The organism is Candidatus Phytoplasma stylosanthis, from assembly GCF_032886435.1.
Classification (GTDB): domain Bacteria; phylum Bacillota_I; class Bacilli_A; order Acholeplasmatales; family Acholeplasmataceae; genus Phytoplasma; species Phytoplasma stylosanthis.
In genome coordinates this window covers 1-21,805 of record NZ_JAUZJP010000002.1, presented here as the reverse complement: position 1 = coordinate 21,805, position 21,805 = coordinate 1, and the positions used below count along the sequence as shown (strand labels likewise).

At 20.3% G+C, this 21,805-nt stretch carries 16 protein-coding genes; 11 read left to right on the top strand and 5 right to left on the bottom strand.

What is annotated here, in order from left to right:
* Nucleotides 1-31: 31 nt before the first annotated feature.
* From Q8777_RS00785 to Q8777_RS00775, 3 genes are all read left to right on the top strand, one after another.
* Nucleotides 32-784, top strand: a complete 753-nt coding sequence (locus Q8777_RS00785) for an ABC transporter permease subunit (protein ID WP_318676081.1) — start codon at nucleotides 32-34, stop codon at nucleotides 782-784.
* 586 nt (nucleotides 785-1,370) lie between these two features.
* Nucleotides 1,371-2,684 carry a hemolysin family protein gene (locus tag Q8777_RS00780; protein WP_318676079.1) on the top strand — a complete coding sequence of 438 codons (1,314 nt, stop codon included), beginning with the start codon at nucleotides 1,371-1,373 and terminating at the stop codon, nucleotides 2,682-2,684.
* A 53-nt stretch (nucleotides 2,685-2,737) separates the two neighbouring features.
* The gene (locus Q8777_RS00775; RefSeq protein ID WP_318676078.1) at nucleotides 2,738-5,491 is read left to right on the top strand and encodes a cation-transporting P-type ATPase; all 2,754 of its coding nucleotides are present in this window, start codon (nucleotides 2,738-2,740) and stop codon (nucleotides 5,489-5,491) included.
* A 185-nt stretch (nucleotides 5,492-5,676) separates the two neighbouring features.
* Here the strand turns inward: Q8777_RS00775 and Q8777_RS00770 are convergent, their stop codons facing one another.
* On the bottom strand, nucleotides 5,677-6,273 hold the full coding sequence (locus tag Q8777_RS00770) for a thymidine kinase (RefSeq protein ID WP_318676077.1): 597 nt from the start codon (nucleotides 6,271-6,273) through the stop codon (nucleotides 5,677-5,679).
* A gap of 634 nt (nucleotides 6,274-6,907) precedes the next feature.
* On the opposite strand from Q8777_RS00770, the gene Q8777_RS00765 reads away from it, so the two are divergent.
* The 8 genes from Q8777_RS00765 to Q8777_RS00730 all read left to right on the top strand — a co-directional run bounded on the left by Q8777_RS00765 (nucleotide 6,908) and on the right by Q8777_RS00730 (nucleotide 18,208).
* Complete coding sequence (locus tag Q8777_RS00765; protein ID WP_318676076.1) at nucleotides 6,908-8,371, top strand: hypothetical protein; 1,464 nt, start codon at nucleotides 6,908-6,910, stop codon at nucleotides 8,369-8,371.
* A gap of 188 nt (nucleotides 8,372-8,559) precedes the next feature.
* Nucleotides 8,560-9,672, top strand: a complete 1,113-nt coding sequence (locus tag Q8777_RS00760) for a hypothetical protein (RefSeq protein WP_318676075.1) — start codon at nucleotides 8,560-8,562, stop codon at nucleotides 9,670-9,672.
* A 1,644-nt stretch (nucleotides 9,673-11,316) separates the two neighbouring features.
* Nucleotides 11,317-11,457, top strand: coding sequence for a hypothetical protein (locus Q8777_RS00755; RefSeq protein ID WP_318676074.1), 141 nt, complete (start codon nucleotides 11,317-11,319; stop codon nucleotides 11,455-11,457).
* An 839-nt stretch (nucleotides 11,458-12,296) separates the two neighbouring features.
* Nucleotides 12,297-13,325, top strand: coding sequence for a heat-inducible transcriptional repressor HrcA (gene hrcA / locus Q8777_RS00750; protein ID WP_318676073.1), 1,029 nt, complete (start codon nucleotides 12,297-12,299; stop codon nucleotides 13,323-13,325).
* 39 nt (nucleotides 13,326-13,364) lie between these two features.
* Nucleotides 13,365-14,078 (top strand): nucleotide exchange factor GrpE, encoded by a 714-nt coding sequence (locus tag Q8777_RS00745; protein WP_318676072.1) that lies wholly within the window; start codon nucleotides 13,365-13,367, stop codon nucleotides 14,076-14,078.
* Nucleotides 14,065-15,924 carry a molecular chaperone DnaK gene (gene dnaK, locus Q8777_RS00740; protein WP_318676071.1) on the top strand — a complete coding sequence of 620 codons (1,860 nt, stop codon included), beginning with the start codon at nucleotides 14,065-14,067 and terminating at the stop codon, nucleotides 15,922-15,924. The genes Q8777_RS00745 and dnaK overlap by 14 nt, the downstream gene beginning before the upstream one ends.
* Nucleotides 15,925-16,022: 98 nt before the next feature.
* Complete coding sequence (gene dnaJ / locus Q8777_RS00735) at nucleotides 16,023-17,126, top strand: molecular chaperone DnaJ (RefSeq protein WP_318676070.1); 1,104 nt, start codon at nucleotides 16,023-16,025, stop codon at nucleotides 17,124-17,126.
* Between the two features lie 77 nt (nucleotides 17,127-17,203).
* Entirely contained in the window at nucleotides 17,204-18,208 is a 1,005-nt protein-coding gene (locus tag Q8777_RS00730) for a lipoate--protein ligase (RefSeq protein ID WP_318676069.1), read from the top strand.
* Nucleotides 18,209-18,330: 122 nt separating this feature from the next.
* On the opposite strand, the gene Q8777_RS00725 is transcribed toward Q8777_RS00730, so the two are convergent.
* From Q8777_RS00725 to tyrS, 4 genes are all read right to left on the bottom strand, one after another.
* A complete protein-coding gene (locus tag Q8777_RS00725) occupies nucleotides 18,331-18,771 on the bottom strand; it encodes a DUF2963 domain-containing protein (protein ID WP_318676068.1) in 441 nt (146 codons plus the stop codon).
* A gap of 388 nt (nucleotides 18,772-19,159) precedes the next feature.
* The gene (locus Q8777_RS00720) at nucleotides 19,160-19,858 is read right to left on the bottom strand and encodes an ATP-binding cassette domain-containing protein (RefSeq protein WP_318676067.1); all 699 of its coding nucleotides are present in this window, start codon (nucleotides 19,856-19,858) and stop codon (nucleotides 19,160-19,162) included.
* Between the two features lie 121 nt (nucleotides 19,859-19,979).
* Nucleotides 19,980-20,423, bottom strand: coding sequence for a Fe-S cluster assembly sulfur transfer protein SufU (gene sufU, locus Q8777_RS00715; RefSeq protein WP_318676066.1), 444 nt, complete (start codon nucleotides 20,421-20,423; stop codon nucleotides 19,980-19,982).
* Nucleotides 20,424-20,472: 49 nt separating this feature from the next.
* A partial coding sequence (gene tyrS / locus Q8777_RS00710; protein ID WP_318749436.1) for a tyrosine--tRNA ligase occupies nucleotides 20,473-21,805 on the bottom strand: 1,333 nt, incomplete at its 5' end.

Below are 21,805 nucleotides of genomic sequence, written 5' to 3'. Positions count from 1 at the left end.
GTAAAAAAATCTAAATGATGGAAAATATGAATTGAAAAAATTAATAAATTTGTTTGAAACTTTTTTTAAAGTTTTATTATCTAAAAAACCCAGTTTTAGCAATAATTATGATAATAATCAACCTTATCTATTGTTGGAAGGAATTAAAGTAACTTTATTTATAACATTTCTTTCTTGTTTTATATCTTTTTTTATTGGTTTATTAGGGGGAATTTGTTTATATTTATCTAAAATACATAAGAAAAAGAAAACATATTTTATTATAAATTTTTTTGTAAATATTATAGTATCTACTCCTTATTTACTCCTATTTATTTTTATTCTTGATTTTATTTTACGTCCTTTTTTGAATCTTAATTATGGTTTTAATGTTGGATTAATTTTATTAAGTTTAATTGTAAGCGCTTTGTTTTCGAAACATTGCGAACAAGTTTTTTTACAAACTAATCCTGAACTTTATTCAACTGCTTTTACTTTAGGAGCAAATAATAAACAATTTATAACTTTATTTTTATTACCAGAAGCTAAACCGTATATAATTTTAAAATTAAATTATCTTTTTATTTCTTCTTTGGCATATTCCAATGTTTTAGGGTTTATTGGAATAGATGGGATAGGATCAATAGCTTATAAATATGGATATGAAGGACATGAAGAATTTAAACCTCAAGGATTTAGTGATTTTGATCTAATTTGGTCTTGTATTTTAATTGTGTTTTTTTTAGTTCAATTATTTAATTTAATTATTGAGTTTATATACAATAAATTAGACAAAAACAAATAAAAATAAAAATGAATTAATTTTTAATAAATAAAAATTCAAAAAATTAAAAACTATTTAAATAAAATAATAAAATCATAAGAGATTATTTAAAAAAATTTAAAACATCATTTTTTGAAATTATTTTCGAAAATGATGTTTTCTTTTTTAAAAAATTTTTAATTTATAATAAAATTTTTAATTTATAATTAATAAAAAAATATTTCTAGATAATTTGATTCTAATTTTAGAAAAAATTTTTGTTTTGAAGTAATTATATTTTAGTGGAACACAACCATTCTAGAAAAGAATTTTTATTTTAATCAAACAAGCGAAAAAAATTAATAAAAAAAATTTAGATTAAATTTAAATAAATATTATGAAACATTTTTTTTAATAAATCGTTTTCAAAATAAATTTGTATTTTTTGGCTTATTGTGTTAAAATAAGAATAGTTTGATGAAAAATTTTTAGAATGGTCTCAAAGAGGAGTTATTATATTAATTTATGGAAAATAAAACACTAGAAGATTTTAATATTGTAAATATATTATTGTCTATTTATAATCTATTTTTTTTAGTTCAAAAAAAAGAGGTTATAAAATAAAATAGTGGTCCCTTTAGAAATTTTTTATAAATATTTTTCTATTCCTATTTTAATTTTTTTAAATGCTGTTTTTTCTTCTATCGAAGTTTCTTTAATTTCTTTGAATCCAAACAAAATTGATTTAAAAATTAAAAAAGGTTCTAAAAAAGATTTAAAAATTAAAAGGATAAAAGAAAAACCCAATCTTTTTTTATCAGTTATTCAAATAATAATTCATACTTTAACTTTTTTACAAGGAATTATAATAAATCAACAAAGTAGTTTAGGTATAAACCGTCATATAATAGAGATATTAGTTATTTTATGTTCTATTATTTTCGGAGAATTATTACCAAAAAGAATTGCTTTAGCTTTTCCTCTTAAAACTGCTTACTTTTTTGTTAGTTTTTTTAGTTTTGTTTGTTTTATAATGCAGCCTTTAGTTTGGGTTTTAAATAAAATAAGTGATTTTATTTTGTTTGTTTTTAGAATTAATACAAATATTAAAAAAACAAATAATGTAGATGAAGATGAGTTAAAATTAATATTAAATTCGTCATATAAGACAGGAATTATTAATAATAGCAAAAAAGACATGATTCAAAATATTTTTGATTTTGATGGTACTTTAGTTTCAGATATAATGCGTCATAGAAAAGAGATTATAGCTATTAATTCTGATATTACAAAAGAGAAATTGATTGAATTTATTTCACGAGAAAAATATACAAGATTTCCAGTTTATGAAGGTAACATTGACAAAATAATTGGTATTGTCCATGTTAAGGATATTTTTAAGGGGCTTTTAGAAGAAAATAGAAAAAATAAAGATATTAACATAATAAATTCAAAATTTACTTCAATAACTTTCGAAAAAACTTTCAACATCAAGAATTTCTTAAGAAAAACCTATTATGTAATAGAATTTCAAAATATTAGTGAATTATTTAAAGAAATGAAAATCAAACAAAATCATATCGCCGTTGTAGTTGATGAATATGGCGGAACAGCAGGGATTGTAACAATTGAAGATGTTATTGAAGAAATTTTAGGAGATATCGAAGATGAATATGATAAACAAAGTAAAGATATTATTAAAATTTCCGAAAAAGAATATATTTTACAAGGAACAGCTCATTTATACGAAATAGAAGATTATTTAAAAGCTGATCTACCTACTGAAGATTACGATACATTAAATGGTTTTATATTAGCTAAATTAAAAAGAATGCCCGAAAAAAATGAGAAGATCAAAATAAATTATAATAATTGGATATTTGAAAGTCTACATTATGATGGTTTAGTAATTAATACAGTAAAAGCTACTAAATTAGAATAATAATAATTAAAAAACATAAAAAAAATTAAAATTAGAAAGAGTTAAATATAATTGTGGATTCTTTTTTTCCTCAATGCTCTTTAGAACATTTAGAAAAAAAATTAGATACTAATTTTGTTCAAGGATTAACAAAAGAAAAAGTAAAACAAAATTTTTTAAAATATGGTTTTAATAAATTAAAAGAAAACAAAAAAGAAAATTTATTTAAGAAAATTATTAATCAATTTAATAATTTATTTGTTTATATTTTATTGGCTATTTGTTTTTTTACTTTTTTTTTAGGATTAATAGAAAATCAAAAAGAAGAATTATTTGAAAGTTTATTAATCTTTTCAATTATTTGCATTAATTCTTTCTTAGGTGCTTTATTTGAACACCATAAAGAAAAATCTCTGTTCTTAATTAAACAAAAAACTAAACCTTGTGCAAGAGTATTAAGGAATAGTGAATTAAAATTTATTTTAAGAGAACAAATAGTGATAGGAGATATTGTATTTTTAGAAACTGGTGATATTGTACCTGCTGATTTAAGATTAATAGAAACTCATAATTTAAAAACAAATGAAGTTATTTTAACTGGAGAAATATCATCTGTTGTTAAAGATGCTGATATTTTACAAAAAAAATTTCTAAGTCATAATTCTCCTAATTTAGTTTTTATGGATACTATAATTGTTTCAGGAAGAGGACGCGGAGTTGTTATTAAAATAGGGCAAGAAACACAAATTGGAAAAATTAATAACCTAGTTATAACAGAGAAAAAAAACAAAACTCCTTTGGAAAAAAATATTCAACAATTATCTAAATTTTTAAGTTTAATTATTTTTTGTGTTATATTTCTTAACTTTATTTTGAATTTAATCAAATATTTTTTTATAAACGAAGTAATAACTATAACAATAATAAAAAAATTATTTTTATCTTCTATTGTTTTAGCTGTAGCTATTATTCCTGAAAGTTTACTAGCAATAATAACTATTATTTTAGCTATAGGAGTAAAAAAAGTAATAAAAAAAAAGGCTATTGTTAAAAATCTAAAAACATTGGAAACTTTAGGCGCTGTTAACATTATTTGTACTGATAAAACAGGAACATTAACACAAAATAAAATGATTATTCAAAAATTATATTTAAATTACACTTTAATAGATATAAATAATGATTTAAAATTAGATTCAGATATTAGCCAGATAATTAATTATGGTATTTTATGCAATGATAATTATTCTTCAATAAATAATATAAAATACTATGAAAAAGAAAATTTATTATTTGATCCAATAGATCAATCTTTTATAGATTTAGGAAATTTATGGAAATTAGAAATCAATAAAATTCAAGCAGAAAATAAAAAAATAAAAGAATTTCCTTTTGATAATAACTATAAATTCATGGCTACCATTCATAAAATAAACGATCAAAAAAATTTAATTATTATAAAAGGAGCTTATGAGACAATTTTAAATTTATCTTATTATATAAAATACAAAAAAAGATTTATTTTAAAGAATAAAAATAACTTGAAAAAAATAGAAAAAAGTTTAAATTCTATGTCTTCAGAAGGATATAAAGTTTTAGGAATAGCTTATAGTTATATAAAAAATAATGATTTTAATTTAAATAACTCTAATATTGAAAAAATATTATCTCAAACAAAAAATCAAATAATTTTCTTGGGCGGCGTAGGGATAAAAGATTCTGTTAGATCTGAAATTTTACCCACCATTAAAGAATTAAAAAAAGCTTTTATCACTCCTATCATGATAACAGGAGATAGTTTGCAAACAGCTATCAAAATAGCTTCTGATTTAAAAATATTTCAATATCCAAAAGATTTAGCTATAACAGGAGAAATTCTAGATAAATTAGAAGAAGATAAATTTTTATCTCAATTACATTTAATCAAAGTATATGCTAGAGTTAATCCTGAACATAAATTAAAAATTATAAAAGCTTGGCAAAAAAAAGAAAAAATTGTTGCCATGATCGGTGATGGAGTCAATGATGCTCCAAGTATTCAAAAAGCTGATATAGGAATAGCTATGGGGAAAACAGGTACTGACATTACAAAAAATACATCAGATATTATTCTAATCGAAGATAATTTTGAAACTATTAAAAACGCCATTAAAGAAGGAAGAAATATTTTTGATAATATCAAAAAAAGTATTATTTTCTTATTAAGTTGTAATGTTGGGGAAATAATAGTTATTTTATTAAATACTTGTTTAGGAATATTTTTTTTTAATAAAGATTTTGTTATTTTGAATACCTTACAAATTCTTTGGATTAATCTAGTAACTGATTCTTTAGTAGCTATATCTTTAGGAGTAGAATTACCTGAAGAAAATTTAATGAACAAACCACCACGTTCAATAAAAAATTCTTTATTAAATAAAAAAATGATTTATAAAATTTTATTAGAAGGTTTTATGATTGGTTTTTTTTCATTTATTGCTGCTTTTATAGGATATAAATATAACAAAAATAATAATCAATCTGCACAAACAATTGCTTTTATGGTTTTATCTTTATCTCAATTAGTGCATGTTTTTAATTTAAGAAGTTTTAATAAATCTATTTTTAGTTTAAAAATTAACTTTTATTTAATAATTTCTTTTATCATTAGTGTTTTTTTACAAATTATTATTTTTGTGATTCCTTTTTTTAGACAAAGATTCTATTTATCAAATTTTTTATCTTATATAGATATTATGATTATTATTATATTTTCTATAATGCCTTTAATAATAATAGAAATAATGAAAAAAATAATTAATATATTTGATAAAAATAAAAAATATTAAAAAATTAATATTTAAAAAATTTTTTTTAACGATAAAATATAATATTTTATTAATATAAAAGATAAAAAAACACTTCAATTTCTCAAAAAAACAGATTTAATTTATGATGATCAATTTTAGTCTTATTTTAAAAAAAAGAATTTAAAAAAATGTTTTAATATTTTTTAATAATAAAAATTTACTATTTAAATTTTGTGACATTTTCGACAACAAGGTTGATAATCTTTTTTATCGCCTACTAAAATAATTGATTCTTTTTTTTTGAAATTTTTCTTTTTTATTCTCTGAGTACGGGTCGCTTCTTTTCCACAAAAATAACAAGAAGCGCTACATTTTGTAATATGATCAGCGATTGATAATAAATAAGGCATCGAACCAAAAGGACATCCCCTAAAATCTAAATCTAACCCTGCTAAAATAAATCTTATTCCTTGATAAGATAAATAATTCACAATTTTTTCAATTTCATTATCTAAAAATTGAACTTCATCGATAACAATTAAATCAATATCTTTTTTTATGAAATTATAAATTTCTTTACTTTTTTTAATTAAAATAGCTGGTGTTGATTCTAAACAATGATTAATTAACTTTTTTTCATAAGAATAACGGTTATCTAAAAATGGTTTTAAAACTAAAAATTGAAAAGAATAAAAATTAAAAAAATTAATTATTTTAATTAATTTGGTTGTTTTACAAGAAAACATGGGACCACAAATTACTTCTATAAATCCTTTTTTATTAATTAACTTTTCGATAATAGGATCAATTTTTTTATTCATTGTTAATTCCTTATAAAATTTATTTGTTTTTAGTGAAATTAATTTATAGAAAAAATATATAAATAAATTAATTTTTAATAAAGATTTTCAAAATTAGGACTTTCTTTTTTAAAGATTATATTTTCTTTTCTTTTTTTATCTAAACTTTTATTTATAATTTCTAATTTTCTTTGGAAATATGATATTTCATTCTCTAATTTGATTTTTTTATTGGAATTTTTTTTATTATTTTAATGATTTTATTTTTAATTTTCATAAAATTTATTTTTCTATTTTGTTTTTAAATTTTCTATTTTTTATTTTTAGCATCGCATAATTTTAAAATTATCTATCTTATTATTATACTAAGTAGTTACATTAATTTTTTAATGATTTTTATTTTTTAATAAAAATTTTTTTTATTTCATTAATTATTGAATCAACAAAATTTAATAAATCAAATAATAATTAAAAATAAAAAAACTAAATTAAGATTAATTTTTATTTTTAATTATTTATTTTTCTTTTTTAAATTACTTTTTTATTTTTATGATTTATTTTCATGTTGAAATCTTTTTTTCACTAGAATTTTTTGATTAAAAATTAATAATAAATATTATAGTTATTATATTAAGAAAGGTTTACATTAAAAAAAATGAGTTTTAAAATTAAAGGCCGTTATTACAAAATTATTCCTTTTATCTACATTATCTCCATTTTAATTTTTTGTTTTTTATTTATCATACACGCCTCCTTTCATCAGTATCATTTAGAAACTGAAAACAGACGAACAGCTTTAAACAAAGATATTAAATTAGAATTCAGAAAAATGAATAATGACATTTACCAAGAAAATGAAGATTTAAAAAAAGAAAACGAACAATTAGAAGCTCATTTTCAAACCATTTTTAAACGTCTGAAAAATTTTTTAAATCTAGAAAACAAAAATTTAAAAGATCAATTAGACGCTTTAAAAAAAGATTTTAAAAAAAATTTTAAACTTTTAAAAAATGAATTAAACGTTTTAAAAACTAATACTAACTATGAAATAAATGATTTAGAAACAAAAATCGAAGTTTTTAAAAGAGATTTTGAACTTTTAATTAACAAATTTTACCCTTTAAAAACAGATGTTAAAAATTTAAAAATAGATGTTAAACAATTAAAAACAGATGTTAAAAACATTTTTGAAAGTTTAGAATGTTTAGAAAATGCAAGATTAACAAAAAATCAAAAAGAAATAATAACCTCCATCTTAGCAACTAAACCTTATATTAAATACTATGATTCAGAGGGGAATACTATTCGAGAATATTGTTTTTTCAAAAATATGCATCCCACTCAAAAAGACATCAATGGGCGAACTGTTTTTTTTGATAAACAAGCTTTTCAAGATTGTTTAAATAAAATTGGCATTAGTTGTTATCCCATTCAATGGTCTCATGGCCGTGACCACTTAGGAGAATATGAATTGGATAGTGATGGAATCAAAAAAATTAAATATCTTTGGGCGGTTTCTAAAAGTAATTATCAATTTATTCAAACTAATAAACCTGATGTAACAACAGAACTTTTAACAAAAGATTCATATGGTGCTAGGGAAGATTATAATATTAATAATTTTTATAATGAAAGTTGGTGTTTTTTAAATACTTGTCGAAATATAGACATATTTAAAACATTTTCTGAAGAAATTGAGTCTGAAAAAATGCCTTATCTTCGTTTAATAACTAAAAACTTAGAATTAGAATTTGATTGGTTAAAATTTATAACTTATGAATTTGAAAATTATTGTTCTTATAAATTTAGAAGACTTTTTAAATCTTGTATATATAACTTTAATGCTTTAAAAGAATATATCAATAATTTATCTCCTACTGATTTTAAATCTTTTCAAGTTTTACATAGATTAAATAATATAGATTCTAATAAATTTCATGATAATTATCAATATAATCTATATTTTCAATACAATCGCCAAGACCTTATTGATTGGTTAAAAAACTTAGATTTAAAAGACAACGAAAAACTAATTAAAATTCGTGAGTGGGCGATTTATAATATAGAACAAGAACAACAACAACAAGAACCAGAATTTACTAATACTAAAAAAGAATAATTAATGTAAAAGAAAGGATTACTATGTTTCAATTTATTTGAAAAACACTTTATTATCGTCTTTTTTCTTTTCTTATTGTTACTACTTTACTTCTTTTGTGTTCTCTTTTAATTATGCGTCTGGCTTCTTGTTGCAAAAGAGAAAAAATAGTTTAAAATAGAATCAAAAGGAAAAATATTTTAAAAAAAATGAATAAAAAAAATAATAAAATTAATAAATTAATTTTAGGTTGGGGTTTTGTTATTTCTTTAATTATTCTGACTTTAAGTGTGATTGTTTTTAATCTTTTAGAAACTAATCCTAACCCAGAAAAAAATAATTTAACAAAAGATGTTGAAAATTTAAAAACAGAAAATAAAAATGAAATTACAACAGAAAATCAAAAAGAAATTACAACTCCAAATGAAATAACCACCACCACCCCTATCTTAGCAACTAAACCTTATCTTAAATATTATGATTCAGAAGGGAATATTATTCGAGAGTATCTTTTTTTTCAAAACATGCACCCCACTCAAAAAGACATCAAAGGACGAACCGTTTTTTTTGATAAAAAAGATTTTGAAGATTGTTTAAATAAAATTGGCATTAGTTGTTATCCTCTCCAATGGTCTCATGGCCGTGACCACTTAGGAGAATATGAATTTGAAAGTGATGGAAATGAAAAATTAAAATATGGTTGGCCAGTTTCCAAAAGTAATTATCAATTCATTCAAACTAATAAACCTTATGCAAAAACAAACCTTTTAACACGAGATAAACATGGTGATGATGATTTTTATAATCGAAGTAATTGTTTTTTAAATACTTGTCAAAATATTGATATATTTAATGTGATTACTGAATTAGATGATTATTCAAAAATACCTTATCTTCGTTTAATAACTAAAAACTTAGAATTAGAATTTGATTGGTTATATTTTATATCAAAAGAATTTAAAGATTATTGTTCTGATTGTTATAAAAATATTTCTAATTATATTTATTGTTTTGATCCTTCTGCAAATTTAGAAGATTTAAAATATGATATTCGTAATTTATCTTCTGCTGATTTTAAATCTTTTCAAGTTTTACATAGATTTAATAATAATATAGATTTTGATAAATTTGATAGTGATTACCAAAAAAATATATATTTACAATACAATCGCCAAGACCTTATTGATTGGTTAAAAAACTTAGATTTAAAAGACAACGAAAAACTAATTAAAATTCGTGAGTGGGCGATTTATAATATAGAACAAGAACAACAACAACAAGAACCAGAATTTACCAAAAGTAATAATGAAGAATTCATGTAAAAGAAAGGATTACTATGTTTCAATTTATTTTAAAAACACGTTAATATCGTCTTTTTTCTTTTCTTATTGTTACTACTTTACTTCTTTTGTGTTCTCTTTTAATTATGCGTCTGGCTTCTTGTTATCATTTAGAAACAAAAAACAAATTAAACCTTCTCAATCAAAAAAATAGAAAAAAAGCTAAAGAAATAAACATTTCTGTCCATAATCAAAATCAAAAATTAAAATTATATAAAAAGTGTATTTTAATAATGCTCATCATATTGAAACATAATTAATTAAAAATCACAAAATATCGGTAAAATAAAAAATATATATAAAGAAGAGAGAAAAAATTCAGGAGGTAAAACCATCTACGGAACACAAAATTAATTTAGAAGACTTACCAGCAATGCACCCTAAAAAAACCCCTTCCTCAGTTCAACTAAATAACAAAATGAAGAGGTTATAATGATAATATGGAATAAAAAATGAAGAAAAAAATTAATAAAATCTATCTCTATAATTTTTTTAAAAAAATAAAAAAATACTAATAACCTGTTAAGAAAAAAACAAAGGAGTATCAAATATTAACAACGCACTTCTCTCCTCATTCACTACACAACAATTTAATAATCAAAATAGGTTACTTTTGTAATATGAAATAAAAAATGAATAAAAAAAAAGATTATAACAAGTGTTTTTTTGTTATTTATAAAATTTATGACTATCTAGAATAATTACAATATAAAATAAAGATATTCACTTTTCTTAATTTTTATTAGTTATTTTTTGTTATAAAAATTGATAGTTAAATTTGTTTTTATTTCTTATTTTTTTTTACTATCCCTTTTTTTTATTGGTTATGTCTTTTGATGTTCTTTTTAAATATCTTTATTATTTTTTATTTTATTTTTTATCTTACTAATTTTTTATTTTATTATTTATTTTATTTTTTATCTTACTAATTTTTTATTTTATTATTTAAACATAACAACAAATAATAATATTCAGTGTTATTTTCTCATATCTTAATATTTAGAAATTTAAAAACAAAAAAGATAAAAATAATAAAAAATTTTAAAAATTAGTCTTTTTTTATTCCTTAAATTCTTTATTTTTTTGATTTCTTTTCACTTTTTTGTATAAATATATAGTAAAAGGATTGTTTTTTAAAAAAACTTTTTTAATTCCAAAAAAAATTCGCCAAAAATAAAAATAACTTAAAATGGTTATCTCTTATTATTAATTTTTTTCAAAATGTTCAGCAGGTAGGAAAAAAGAGACAGAGTGAATTTAATTTTATGTTTAACTAATATATTCCAATCTTACTTTCTAATATATTAAAACTTTTTATTAACTGAAATAAGTTCGTTTTAAGAAAAAAATAATTTTTAGAGGAAACTAAAAAAATAATTTTTGTATTTTAACTTTTTAATTTAAAGTATATTTATGATATAACATAGAAAGTATTATATTTTTATTTTTAATATTTATTTTTTAAGTTAATTTTTATAAACATAAAAAAAGGAGAAATAGATACAAATGAATAATTTGATTTTATTTTTGTAAAGTTTTTTTGCTTTTTTAGGTTTCAATACAATAGATATTTATCAACAAAAGATGGATTTTTATTGAAAACCTTTAGAATTAAAAAAATAATTAATGTTTTATAAAAAAAAATTAAAAAATGAATGCAATATGATTTTAAAAAATGAAAATTTAGTAAAAATAGAATATAATGGAGAAAATATCAATTTAGAAGATATAAAAAAAATGTTGAAAATTCAGATATTTATGAAATAAAACATCTTTTATTTGTAATTTGTAATTGTCGGTTAAAGCAGTTCGAGAAATTAAGTCAATTTTACAACCAAAATCAAAAAGATATCAAAAAATGATAAATTAAATATGTATATTTACTTCTAATGAAATTATTTTGATTTTTCTAAGAACATAACTAAAAAAGATCAAAGATTGATTTTTTTTATTTTTTTGTGTTACTTAATTTCTTCAAAATGTTTTTTTAATGATTTTTGTTTATTTTTCATTTGAAAAAGAAATTTCAAAATTTTTTTATTTAAAAAATGATAATAATAAAAAAAATTAAATAAAATTCAATTGTCATTTTTTAAACTAAATAAGTATATATTAAAAAGGTCTAATTTTGGAATATTTTTTGATTTATACTGCTCAAAAAAATTTTTCTGTTTATTATTTTTACAAAATCTCTTAAAAATTTCTGATAAAAATAAATATTCTTTTTTTTAATTTATCATTGATAAAAAATAATTTTAAATTTTAAAAAAATAATCTCAAAGTACCAATTTTTCTTTATCTCAAAAATTACCCTAAAAAAATCCTCATAACCAAAATAAAAATAATGATAATAACTGTAAAAAAAAAAATATCTAAAAATAAAGAATAATTTTTAGGATTAAAATAAATTTTAAAATCTTATTTTTACTCATTGGGATTTATTATCTTTAAATTAAAAAATTATTAAAAAATTAAATATTTTTATTTTTTATATAAAATTGAATTTTAATGTTGACATTAATGAAAAAAAGTAATAGAATATTATTAGCAGTCTTAATAGATGATTGCTAAATTAATAAAAAAATAGACAAAATAGAGGTATAAATTTGCTTTCTAATCGAAAGAGATTAATTTTGAAAGCTATAGTCGAAAATTATTCAAAAGAAGACAGACCTATAAGTTCTGATTTATTATCTAAAATACCTTATCTTCAATTTTCTAGTGCTACTATTCGTTTTGATATGAACCAGTTAGAAAAGAAAGGTTATTTATGTAAAAATCATAAATCCAGCGGAAGAATTCCTTCTTTAAAAGGTTATGTTTTTTATCTTAATAATTTAATAACTCGTAAACACGAAACTATTGAAATTTTTTCTTTATTCGAACTATTAACAAATAAAAAAAGTTTAAATAAAGAAAAAATCGTTAAGGAAATTTTGCAATTGGTTTCTAAAAAAACTAATCATATAATTATAAATGTTAAACCTGATATTTTAAAAACAAGTAAAATCAAAAAAATTGATTTATTTTTTGTTAATTCTAAACAAGCAGTTATTTCTATAATAACTGATAAGGGTAATTTAGAACATCAAAATATTTTTTTTGAAAAAAAAAAAGAGTTTATTATAGATGATTTACAAAAAGTTATTAAACTTTTTAATAATTTACTAATTGATAAAAATATAAACGAAGTTTTAAACATTATTCAAAGTAACTATTTTAAAGATAAAATAATTCAAAATTTAGAATATCAAAATCAATTAATTCATTTTTTTTTAGAATCTTTTTATAATTTCTTAATTAACAATACTTCTGTATATGGAATATCTAATTTTTTAGAACTATATAAAGAAAAAAAACACACTGATGATATAAAAGATATTTATGAAATTCTTGATAAAGAAAAATTAATTAATTTTTTTTGTAATTCACGAAAAATTATTTGTAAATTAGCTAATCAAATTAGTTTAATACCTTATAAGAAATTTATTTTTTTATCTATACCTTACAATATTAATGAAAATGAAAAAGGTTTTTTAGCCATTTTAGGTTCTGATATAATAAAATATCAAGAAATTATTCCTATTTTAGAATATTTATCAGCACATATATCGCATTTATATGATAATAAATAAAAAAATAAACTAAAGAAAATTAAAGGAGTTGCTGAAATAATGGAAAAAGAAACCAAAAAACAAAAAAATAATCTTTGCGATCATTCAGAAGAAGAAAATAAAAATAAAAAAACAAATAACATTGATGATAATAAACTAGAAGACCAAAACCAAGAAAAAAAATCTAATTTTTCTTCTTCGAATTCTAATGAAGAAAAAGAAGATATTTCTGAAACAGAAAATAAGAAAGAAGAAAAAGAACATAAAAAAGATATTTCTGAAATAGAAAATGAAAATAAACAATTACAAAAAGATTTAGAACAAATAAAACAGAATTGGCTTAATGATAAATTAAGATATCAAGCAAATTTAGATAATTTTCAAAAAAGAATTAAAAAAGAAAATGATAATTATTTAAAATATTCTTCTATGAATTTAATTAGTAATCTCTTAGAGCCTTTAGAAAAATTAGAACAAGTTTTAGAAACAAACTACGAAGAACCTTTGTTAAAAAATTTTTTATCCGGCTTTAGAATGATTAATAAACAGATAAAAGAAGTTTTAAATAAAGAAGGAGTTGAAGAAATTAAAGCTTTAAGAGAAAAATTTGATCCTAAGATACATTATGCTTTAGAAAAAACATCAAATAAAGATGAACCAAATGGAATCAATATTGCCGTTTTACAAAAAGGTTATTTATACAAAGATTTAATTATAAAACCAGCTATGGTTAAAGTTAACGAATGGAGTGATAAAAAAAATGAAAACAAATAAAATAATTGGAATCGACTTAGGAACAACTAATTCTTGTGTCGCTGTTATGGAAGGAAAAGAAGCAAAGGTAATTATAAATTCAGAAGGTGGTAGAACTACTCCTTCGATCGTTGCTTTTAGAAATGAAGAAATTCTAGTTGGCGAAGTAGCGAAAAGACAAATGTTGACTAATCTAGATACAGTAATATCCATTAAAAGACATATGGGAGAAAAAGATTTTAAATTAAATATCAAAGGTAAAGATTATACTCCTCAAGAAATTAGTGCTATGATTTTAAGAAATTTAAAAAAACAAGCTGAAGAATATTTAGGAGCCGAAGTATCAAACGCAATCATTACTGTTCCTGCTTATTTTAATGATGCCCAAAGACAAGCAACTAAAGATGCAGGAAAAATTGCTGGTTTAGAAGTAAAAAGAATTATTAACGAACCAACAGCTGCTGCTTTAGCATATGGTTTAGATAAACATGATAAAGAACAGAATATTTTAGTTTTTGATTTAGGTGGAGGAACTTTTGATGTTTCAATTTTAAATTTAGCAGAAGGTAATTTTTCTGTTTTATCAACTGCAGGAGATAATCTTTTAGGTGGAGATGATTTTGACAATAAAATAATTGAATTTTTATTAAAAAAAATCAAAAAAGATCATTTAATCGATTTAAGCAAAGATCGTACAGTAATGCAGAGATTAAAAAGTTCATCTGAAAATGCTAAAAAAGAATTAAGTAATGCTACGTCAGCACAAATTTCTTTACCATTTTTGACAATGCAAAGTTCTAGTGGTGCTCAAACTCCTATTCATTTTGAATATACTTTAACAAGAGCTAAATTTAATGAATTAACTCAAGATTTAGTAGAACGTTGTTTAAAACCATTAAGACGTGCAATTAAAGATGCTAATATTAAACCAGAAGAAATTCACCAAGTTCTTTTAGTAGGCGGTTCTACAAGAATTCCGGCTATTCAAGAACTAGTAAAAAAAGAATTAAATAAAAATACTTTAAATAAAAGTATTAATCCAGACGAAGTAGTTGCAATGGGTGCGGCTATTCAAGGTGGTATTTTATCAGGAGATGTAAAAGATATTGTTCTTTTAGATGTAACACCTCTTTCTTTAGGAATAGAAACTTTAGGAAATGTATTTACTAAATTAATAGAAAGAAATACAACTATTCCGACAACTGCTAAACAAGTTTTTTCTACTGCAGAAGATAATCAACCTTCAGTTGTGATACATGTTTTACAAGGTGAAAGACCTTTAGCAAGAGAAAATAAAACTTTAGGTCGTTTTAGTTTAGACAATATTCCTCCTGCTCCTAGAGGTGTTCCGCAAATAGAAGTTACTTTTGATATTGATGTAAACGGTATTGTTTCTGTTAAAGCAAAAGATTTAGGTACAAATAAAGAACAACAAATTACTATCTCAGGTCATGGTTCGTTAACAGAAGAAGAAATAAAAAGAATGATTAGAGAAGCAGAAGAAAACGCAGAATCTGATAAAATCCAAAAGGAGAAAATTGATACTTTAAATCAAGCTGATAATTTAATTTTTCAAACTAAAAAATCTTTAGATTCTCTTAAAGACGAATTAAAACCAGAAGAAAAAGATAAAATAACAGAACAAATAAAAAATTTAGAAGAAGCATTGAAAAAAGACGATATTGCTATTATTAAAGAAAAAATGGAAGTTTTAGAAAAAGAAGCGCAAGCAATAGCAATAAGGGTTTATCAAAAAGAACAATCTAAACAAAAAGAAAAAGAAGACAATAATAAAAAAGAACAACAAAAAGAATCAAAAGATTCAGAAGAAAAAGTAGTAGACGCAGATTTTAAAGAAGAAAAATAATTTTATTAAAAAATTATAAACCAAAAAAAGAAGTCTTTTTTTGGTTTATTTTACTAATTTTCAGATTTTTTGTAACAAAATTTTTATAGGAGTAAAATATGAGTTCTAAAAGAGATTATTATGATATTTTAGGAATTTCTAAAAATGCTACTGAAAATGAAATAAAAAAAGCTTATCGTACACTTGTCAAAAAATATCACCCAGATGTTTCCAAAGAAGCTAATGCTACTGAAAAATTTAAAGAAATTCAAGAAGCATATCAAATTTTAAGTAATCCCGAAAAAAAAAGAGATTATGATAGATTCGGGCATAGAAATGATTATAATAATTTTAATAGTAATAATTTTAAAGATTTTAGTCAAGAATTTAATTTTGAAGATATTTTTGAAAATTTTTTTGGCAGTAGTAAAAATAAACAAAGTCAAAAAAGAAATAAAGACAAAATTGAAGATAAAAATATAAATATTACAATTGATTTTTTAGAAGCTTGTTTAGGCGTTGAAAAAGAAATCCAATTCCAATTTGAAGAAGACTGTCATGAATGTAATGGCACAGGTGCTAAAAGTAAAGAAGATATTCAAACTTGTTATTATTGTGATGGAAAAGGTTATATTAAAAGAACTCAAATGACTTTTTTAGGTAGCGTTTCTACTCAACAAGTATGTTCATATTGTCAAGGAAAAGGACGAATAATTCTTAAAAAATGTTTATTTTGTAAAGGTTTAAAAAGAGTTTCTGGAATTAAAAAAGTAAAAGTATCTATTCCTGCTGGAATAGAAAGTGGAATGACTATAAAAATTAAAAACCAAGGAAACAAAATAGGAAACTATAATAGTGATTTATATATTAATGTTGAAGTAAAATCTCATTCTTTATTCGAAAGAAAAAACCAAGATATTTATACAAACTTATGGATTAATTTTTACGATGCTATTTTAGGAAATGATTTTAGTGTTTCAACTATTCATGGAGAAGTTAATTTAAGAATACCAGAAGGAACTCAAAGTCATACTCAATTTAGATTAAAAAATAAAGGAGTACCTTACTTAAATTCTTCTTATCAAAAAGGACATCATTATGTTACAGTGAAAGTAAAAACTCCTCAAAAATTAACAAGTCATCAAAAAAAACTTATCCAACAAATAAAAGAATTAGATCAAATAAACGAAAATACAAAAAAAAATAAATCTTGGTTTTTTTAAATTAATCTCTATTAAAATAAAAAATATATTATATAATTTGTAAAAATGATTATTTTTAAAAATTAATAGGAGAAAAAATGATTTTAGTAGTCTATAATAATAGAAAAAAAAATGATTTAACACCTTATTTTTATTATGCACTTGAAGAATATATTTTAAATTTTCTTCCTCAAAAAGATCAAACATTTTTTTTTCAATGGGAAATAAAAGGAATTGTTATTGGTAAAAATCAAATTATAGAAAATGAATTAAATATGGATTTTGTTAAAAAAAATAATATTAATTTTTTCAGAAGACCAACAGGAGGCGGTTGCGTATATAACGATACAGGAACTATAATTTTTAGTATTATTTCAAAAAAAAAAGATAAAAATTTTAGTTTTAAAAAATATTTATCTCAAATAATAGAAATATTTAAAAAAAAAGGTATTAATTTACATTTAAGCGAAAGAAATGACATTCTTTTAGGAGATAAAAAAGTTTCAGGAAATGCCTTTTTACAAAATGAAAATGGTGTTATTATTCATGGGACTTTACTGTACGATTGTGATGTTGATACGATGTTTCGTTGTATCTCTCCTAATAAAGAAAAATTAATTTCTAAAGGTATTGAAAGTGTATATTCACGAATTACTAATTTAAAAAAATATTTAAAAAATACAACAAAAAAAGAATTAGTACAATATTTAAACGATCAATTAACAAATGAACAATATATCTTAGATCATGAGGAAATATCTAAAATAGAAAAAATGTCTGAAAAATATTCAGAAAAAAAATGGATTTTTGATGAACATCCGCAATATGATAAAAAATTAAAAAAAAGATTTAATTGGGGATATTTAGAAATTTTATTATCTTTAAAAAAAGGAAAAATAAAACAAATATTTTTAAAAGGTGATTTTTTTAATAAAAATGATAATTTATCAGAATTCTTAGAAAATTTTTTAAATGTAGAATATACAAAAGAAAATATTAAAAAAATACTACAAAATGTTGATATAAGTAATTATATATTAAATAGTAATAACAAAGATTTTGCTTATTTATTAGAAGAAGGTATTTTAAATTTAAAAATGTAATTTATTTTACAATTAAAATTATGTAAATGAATAAATTATTTTTTTAAAAAATATTAACTAATATTTTTTTACATAATAAAAAATGAAATTTAATTAAATTTAATGAATTAACATTTTTTATTTTAAAATTCTGTTCCATCATTTCTATATTTTTTTTCTTTTATCAATTGACCACTTTTTTCATCATATTCATTTATTAAAAGAATATTTTTTCCATCCCAAAAATAAGTTTTTTCTTTTACTAGTTTATGAGTTTTAGGACTATATTCTTTAATAAACCAAACTGTTTTTCCATCAGGACGATAATTAATTGATTTAATTAATTTATTATTAATATCGTATTCTAATTCTTCTTCAATTGTTTTGTTATCTTTTGCATACTTTTTAACATTTTTAACATTTTGAGAAGAATTAAGTTCTTGTTGAGAAAATTCATTTTCTTTTTTATTTTTATTAAAAAAAATAAAAAAGAAAATCATAATAATCACTACTAACAAAAATATAATAAAAAAAAAATTAAAAAATAATTTTGAATATTTATTTTTTGTATTTTTTTTATTCATATTAAAAAACTCCTTTTTTTAAAAATAAAAAAATCTATTTTTATATATATTTTTTTAACAATTTTAAAAATGGAAGAATTTTAAAACTAATGAAGAAAAAAATTATAATAAATATTTTTCATATTATAAAAATTTTTTTACTATATTTATAATAAAAGATAAATATATTAATATATAAAGATATATTTATTTATTTTTAAAAATTAAAATAATTTTTATAAAAATGACTATTAAAAGTCATTTAAATTAATTATATTATATTATTTTTAAATTATTAAAAAAAATTAAATTTAACATACAATTTAATATATATCTTATTTAATAATTTTAAATTAAATAAGATATATATTAAAAAAATAAAAAAAACGATAATAAAATAAAAAATTAATTATTTTTCAAAAATTTCTTGATATGATGAAAATTTAAAATCATAACTAGGTTGTAAATGAAGAACTTTTTTAATTTTTCCTTTATCTAAAATAGCTACTAAATCACATAATGTTTTAATGACCCAAGAATCATGAGAAATAATAACGATAGTTGTTTTAAATTTTTTATTTATTTCATAAAATAATTTTAAAATTTTTTTTCCAGTTGATTCATTTAAAGATGAAGTTGGTTCGTCGCAAAAAATAATTTTAGGTTCATAAACCAAAGATCTAGCGATTGCCACTCTTTGTTTTTGTCCACCTGAAAGTTGTTTCGGGAAAATATTTATAAATTGAGATAATTCTACAAATTTTACAATTTTTAATACTTTATTTTTGATTTGAGATTTACTTAAATTTCTTATTTTTAAAGGTAAAGCAATGTTATCGAAAACATTTAAATTAGATAAAAGATTAAAATTTTGCCAAATAGTACCACTTTCTGAAATATTAAATTTTTTATAAATTTTAGTTTCTTGATTTTTATCAGGTTTCATTAAACCATTCATTATTTTCAATAAAGTCGTTTTTCCTGAACCAGTTGAACCTACTAAGCCAAAAATTTTATATTGAGGAACGGATAAATTAATTTTTTGTAAAACTGGGATAGGTTTTTTGTTAAAAAAAAAAGTTTTATAAAGATTCACTATTTTTAACATTATTTTTAAACAATAAATCCTTTCTCATTATAAAAAAATTAAATTATTTGTGTTGAAAAATTATTTAATTTCTTAATTTATTTAATTTTAACATATAAAACGAAGATATTAACAAATAAATTTAATTTTTTTTATTTAATATTATTTCTTCTAAAAGATTCCAAGGCATACTAGCACATATAACTTTACCAGGAAATTTTTTTACTAATAAAAAAATTTGCAATTCTTCTTCTAAAAGATTATTTTTAAAAAAATTATTTTTCAACATATTGATAAAAATATTTTTTTTGCGAAGAGCTGTTTCTATTTTTTGATTTTTTAAATAAATAGACATTAAAGATGCAGAAGCAGTTAAAATAATACAACCTTCTGTTTCGTATTTAATATCAACAATTATTTGTTTTTCTAATTTAACTTGTAAAATAATCCTATCACTACAAGAAATATTTTTTTTTTCCATAATTAAATAATCATTAGAATTGTTTTTTTTTATCAATCCTTTATTATTAGATTTATGGTAATGTTTAATTATTAAATTTCTATATAATTCATTTATATTATTCAATTTCTTAAATTGCCTTCTCTTTTTGAAAAATTAAAACGCTTTAATTATTTCAAGATTTAAAAATAATTAAAGCGTTTATTTTATTTTTTCTAGTTAATATAATATATTTTTGAAACAATGCTTGTTCATTATCTAATAAAAAACATTTATTTTTAATACTTTTTTGAAAAATTTTAATGGAACCAGCTGAAATTAAATTTTTAGCTTGATTTTTGGAATAAGCAAGTTTAGTTTGAACTAAAGCATCAATTAATGAAATTTGTTTGTTAACTTCGAAAAAAAATAAATGTTTTTTTAGTAAAAGAAAATCTTCTATTTTAAAAATTATTTCTTCTTGATTAAATAAAATATTATTTACTTGAATACATTCTTCAACAATATCTTGTCCATGAACAAATTTAACAACTTGTTTTGCTAATTCTTTTTGAGCTAATCTTTTTTCTGGATTTTCTTTAGTTTCTTTTTCTAATTTTATAATTTCATTTACTTCTAATAAAGTTAACATTTTTAAATAGTCAATAACATTAATATCCTTAGAATTTAAAAAAAATTGATACATTTGGTAAGGAGAAGTTAATTTTTCATCTAACCAAATAGCATTATCTTCGCTTTTACCTATTTTATCGCCTTTATTATCTAATAAAAGTGGGAAACTCATTCCAGCTACAGATTTAGTATCTGATAATTCATTAATTTCCATTTTTCTTATTAATTCTAAACCTGAAGTTATATTCCCCCATTGATCAGAACCGCCAATTTGTAATTGCACATTATAATTTTTATATAGATAATAAAAATCTAGTGCTTGGAAAATCATATATGAAAATTCTGTATAAGAAATACCTGTTTTTAATCTTTGGGCTATTTTATCTTTAGAAATCATATAATTAATATTAAAATGTTTGCAATAATCCCTAAAAAAAGAAATGAGACATATTTTAGAAATCCAATCATAATTATTAATAAAATTAACTTCATCTCTTGATAAAATATCTTCCATTTGTTTTTTTATTTTATCAGGGTAATTATTTATTTCTTCAAAAGACAATAACTTTCTCTCTTGAAAAGTTATTTTTTTTTGGGATAATATTTTTTGTAATTGTCTTTTTATTTTATTAGAATTAGTATTAACTTCTTGAAGAGACAACAAATTTCTTTCTTTATTAATTTTAGGATCTCCTATTAAAGTTGTTAATCCACCTATTAAAATAAAAATTCGATGACCTTTTTGTTTTAATAATAAAAAAGTTATAATCTGGACTAAATGTCCTATTGTTAAAGATCCCGCAGTAGAATCAAAACCGCAATAAAAAAAAATTTTATCTTGATTTAACAATTTTTTTAATTTTTTTTTATCACTATAATCTTTTATTAAATTACGA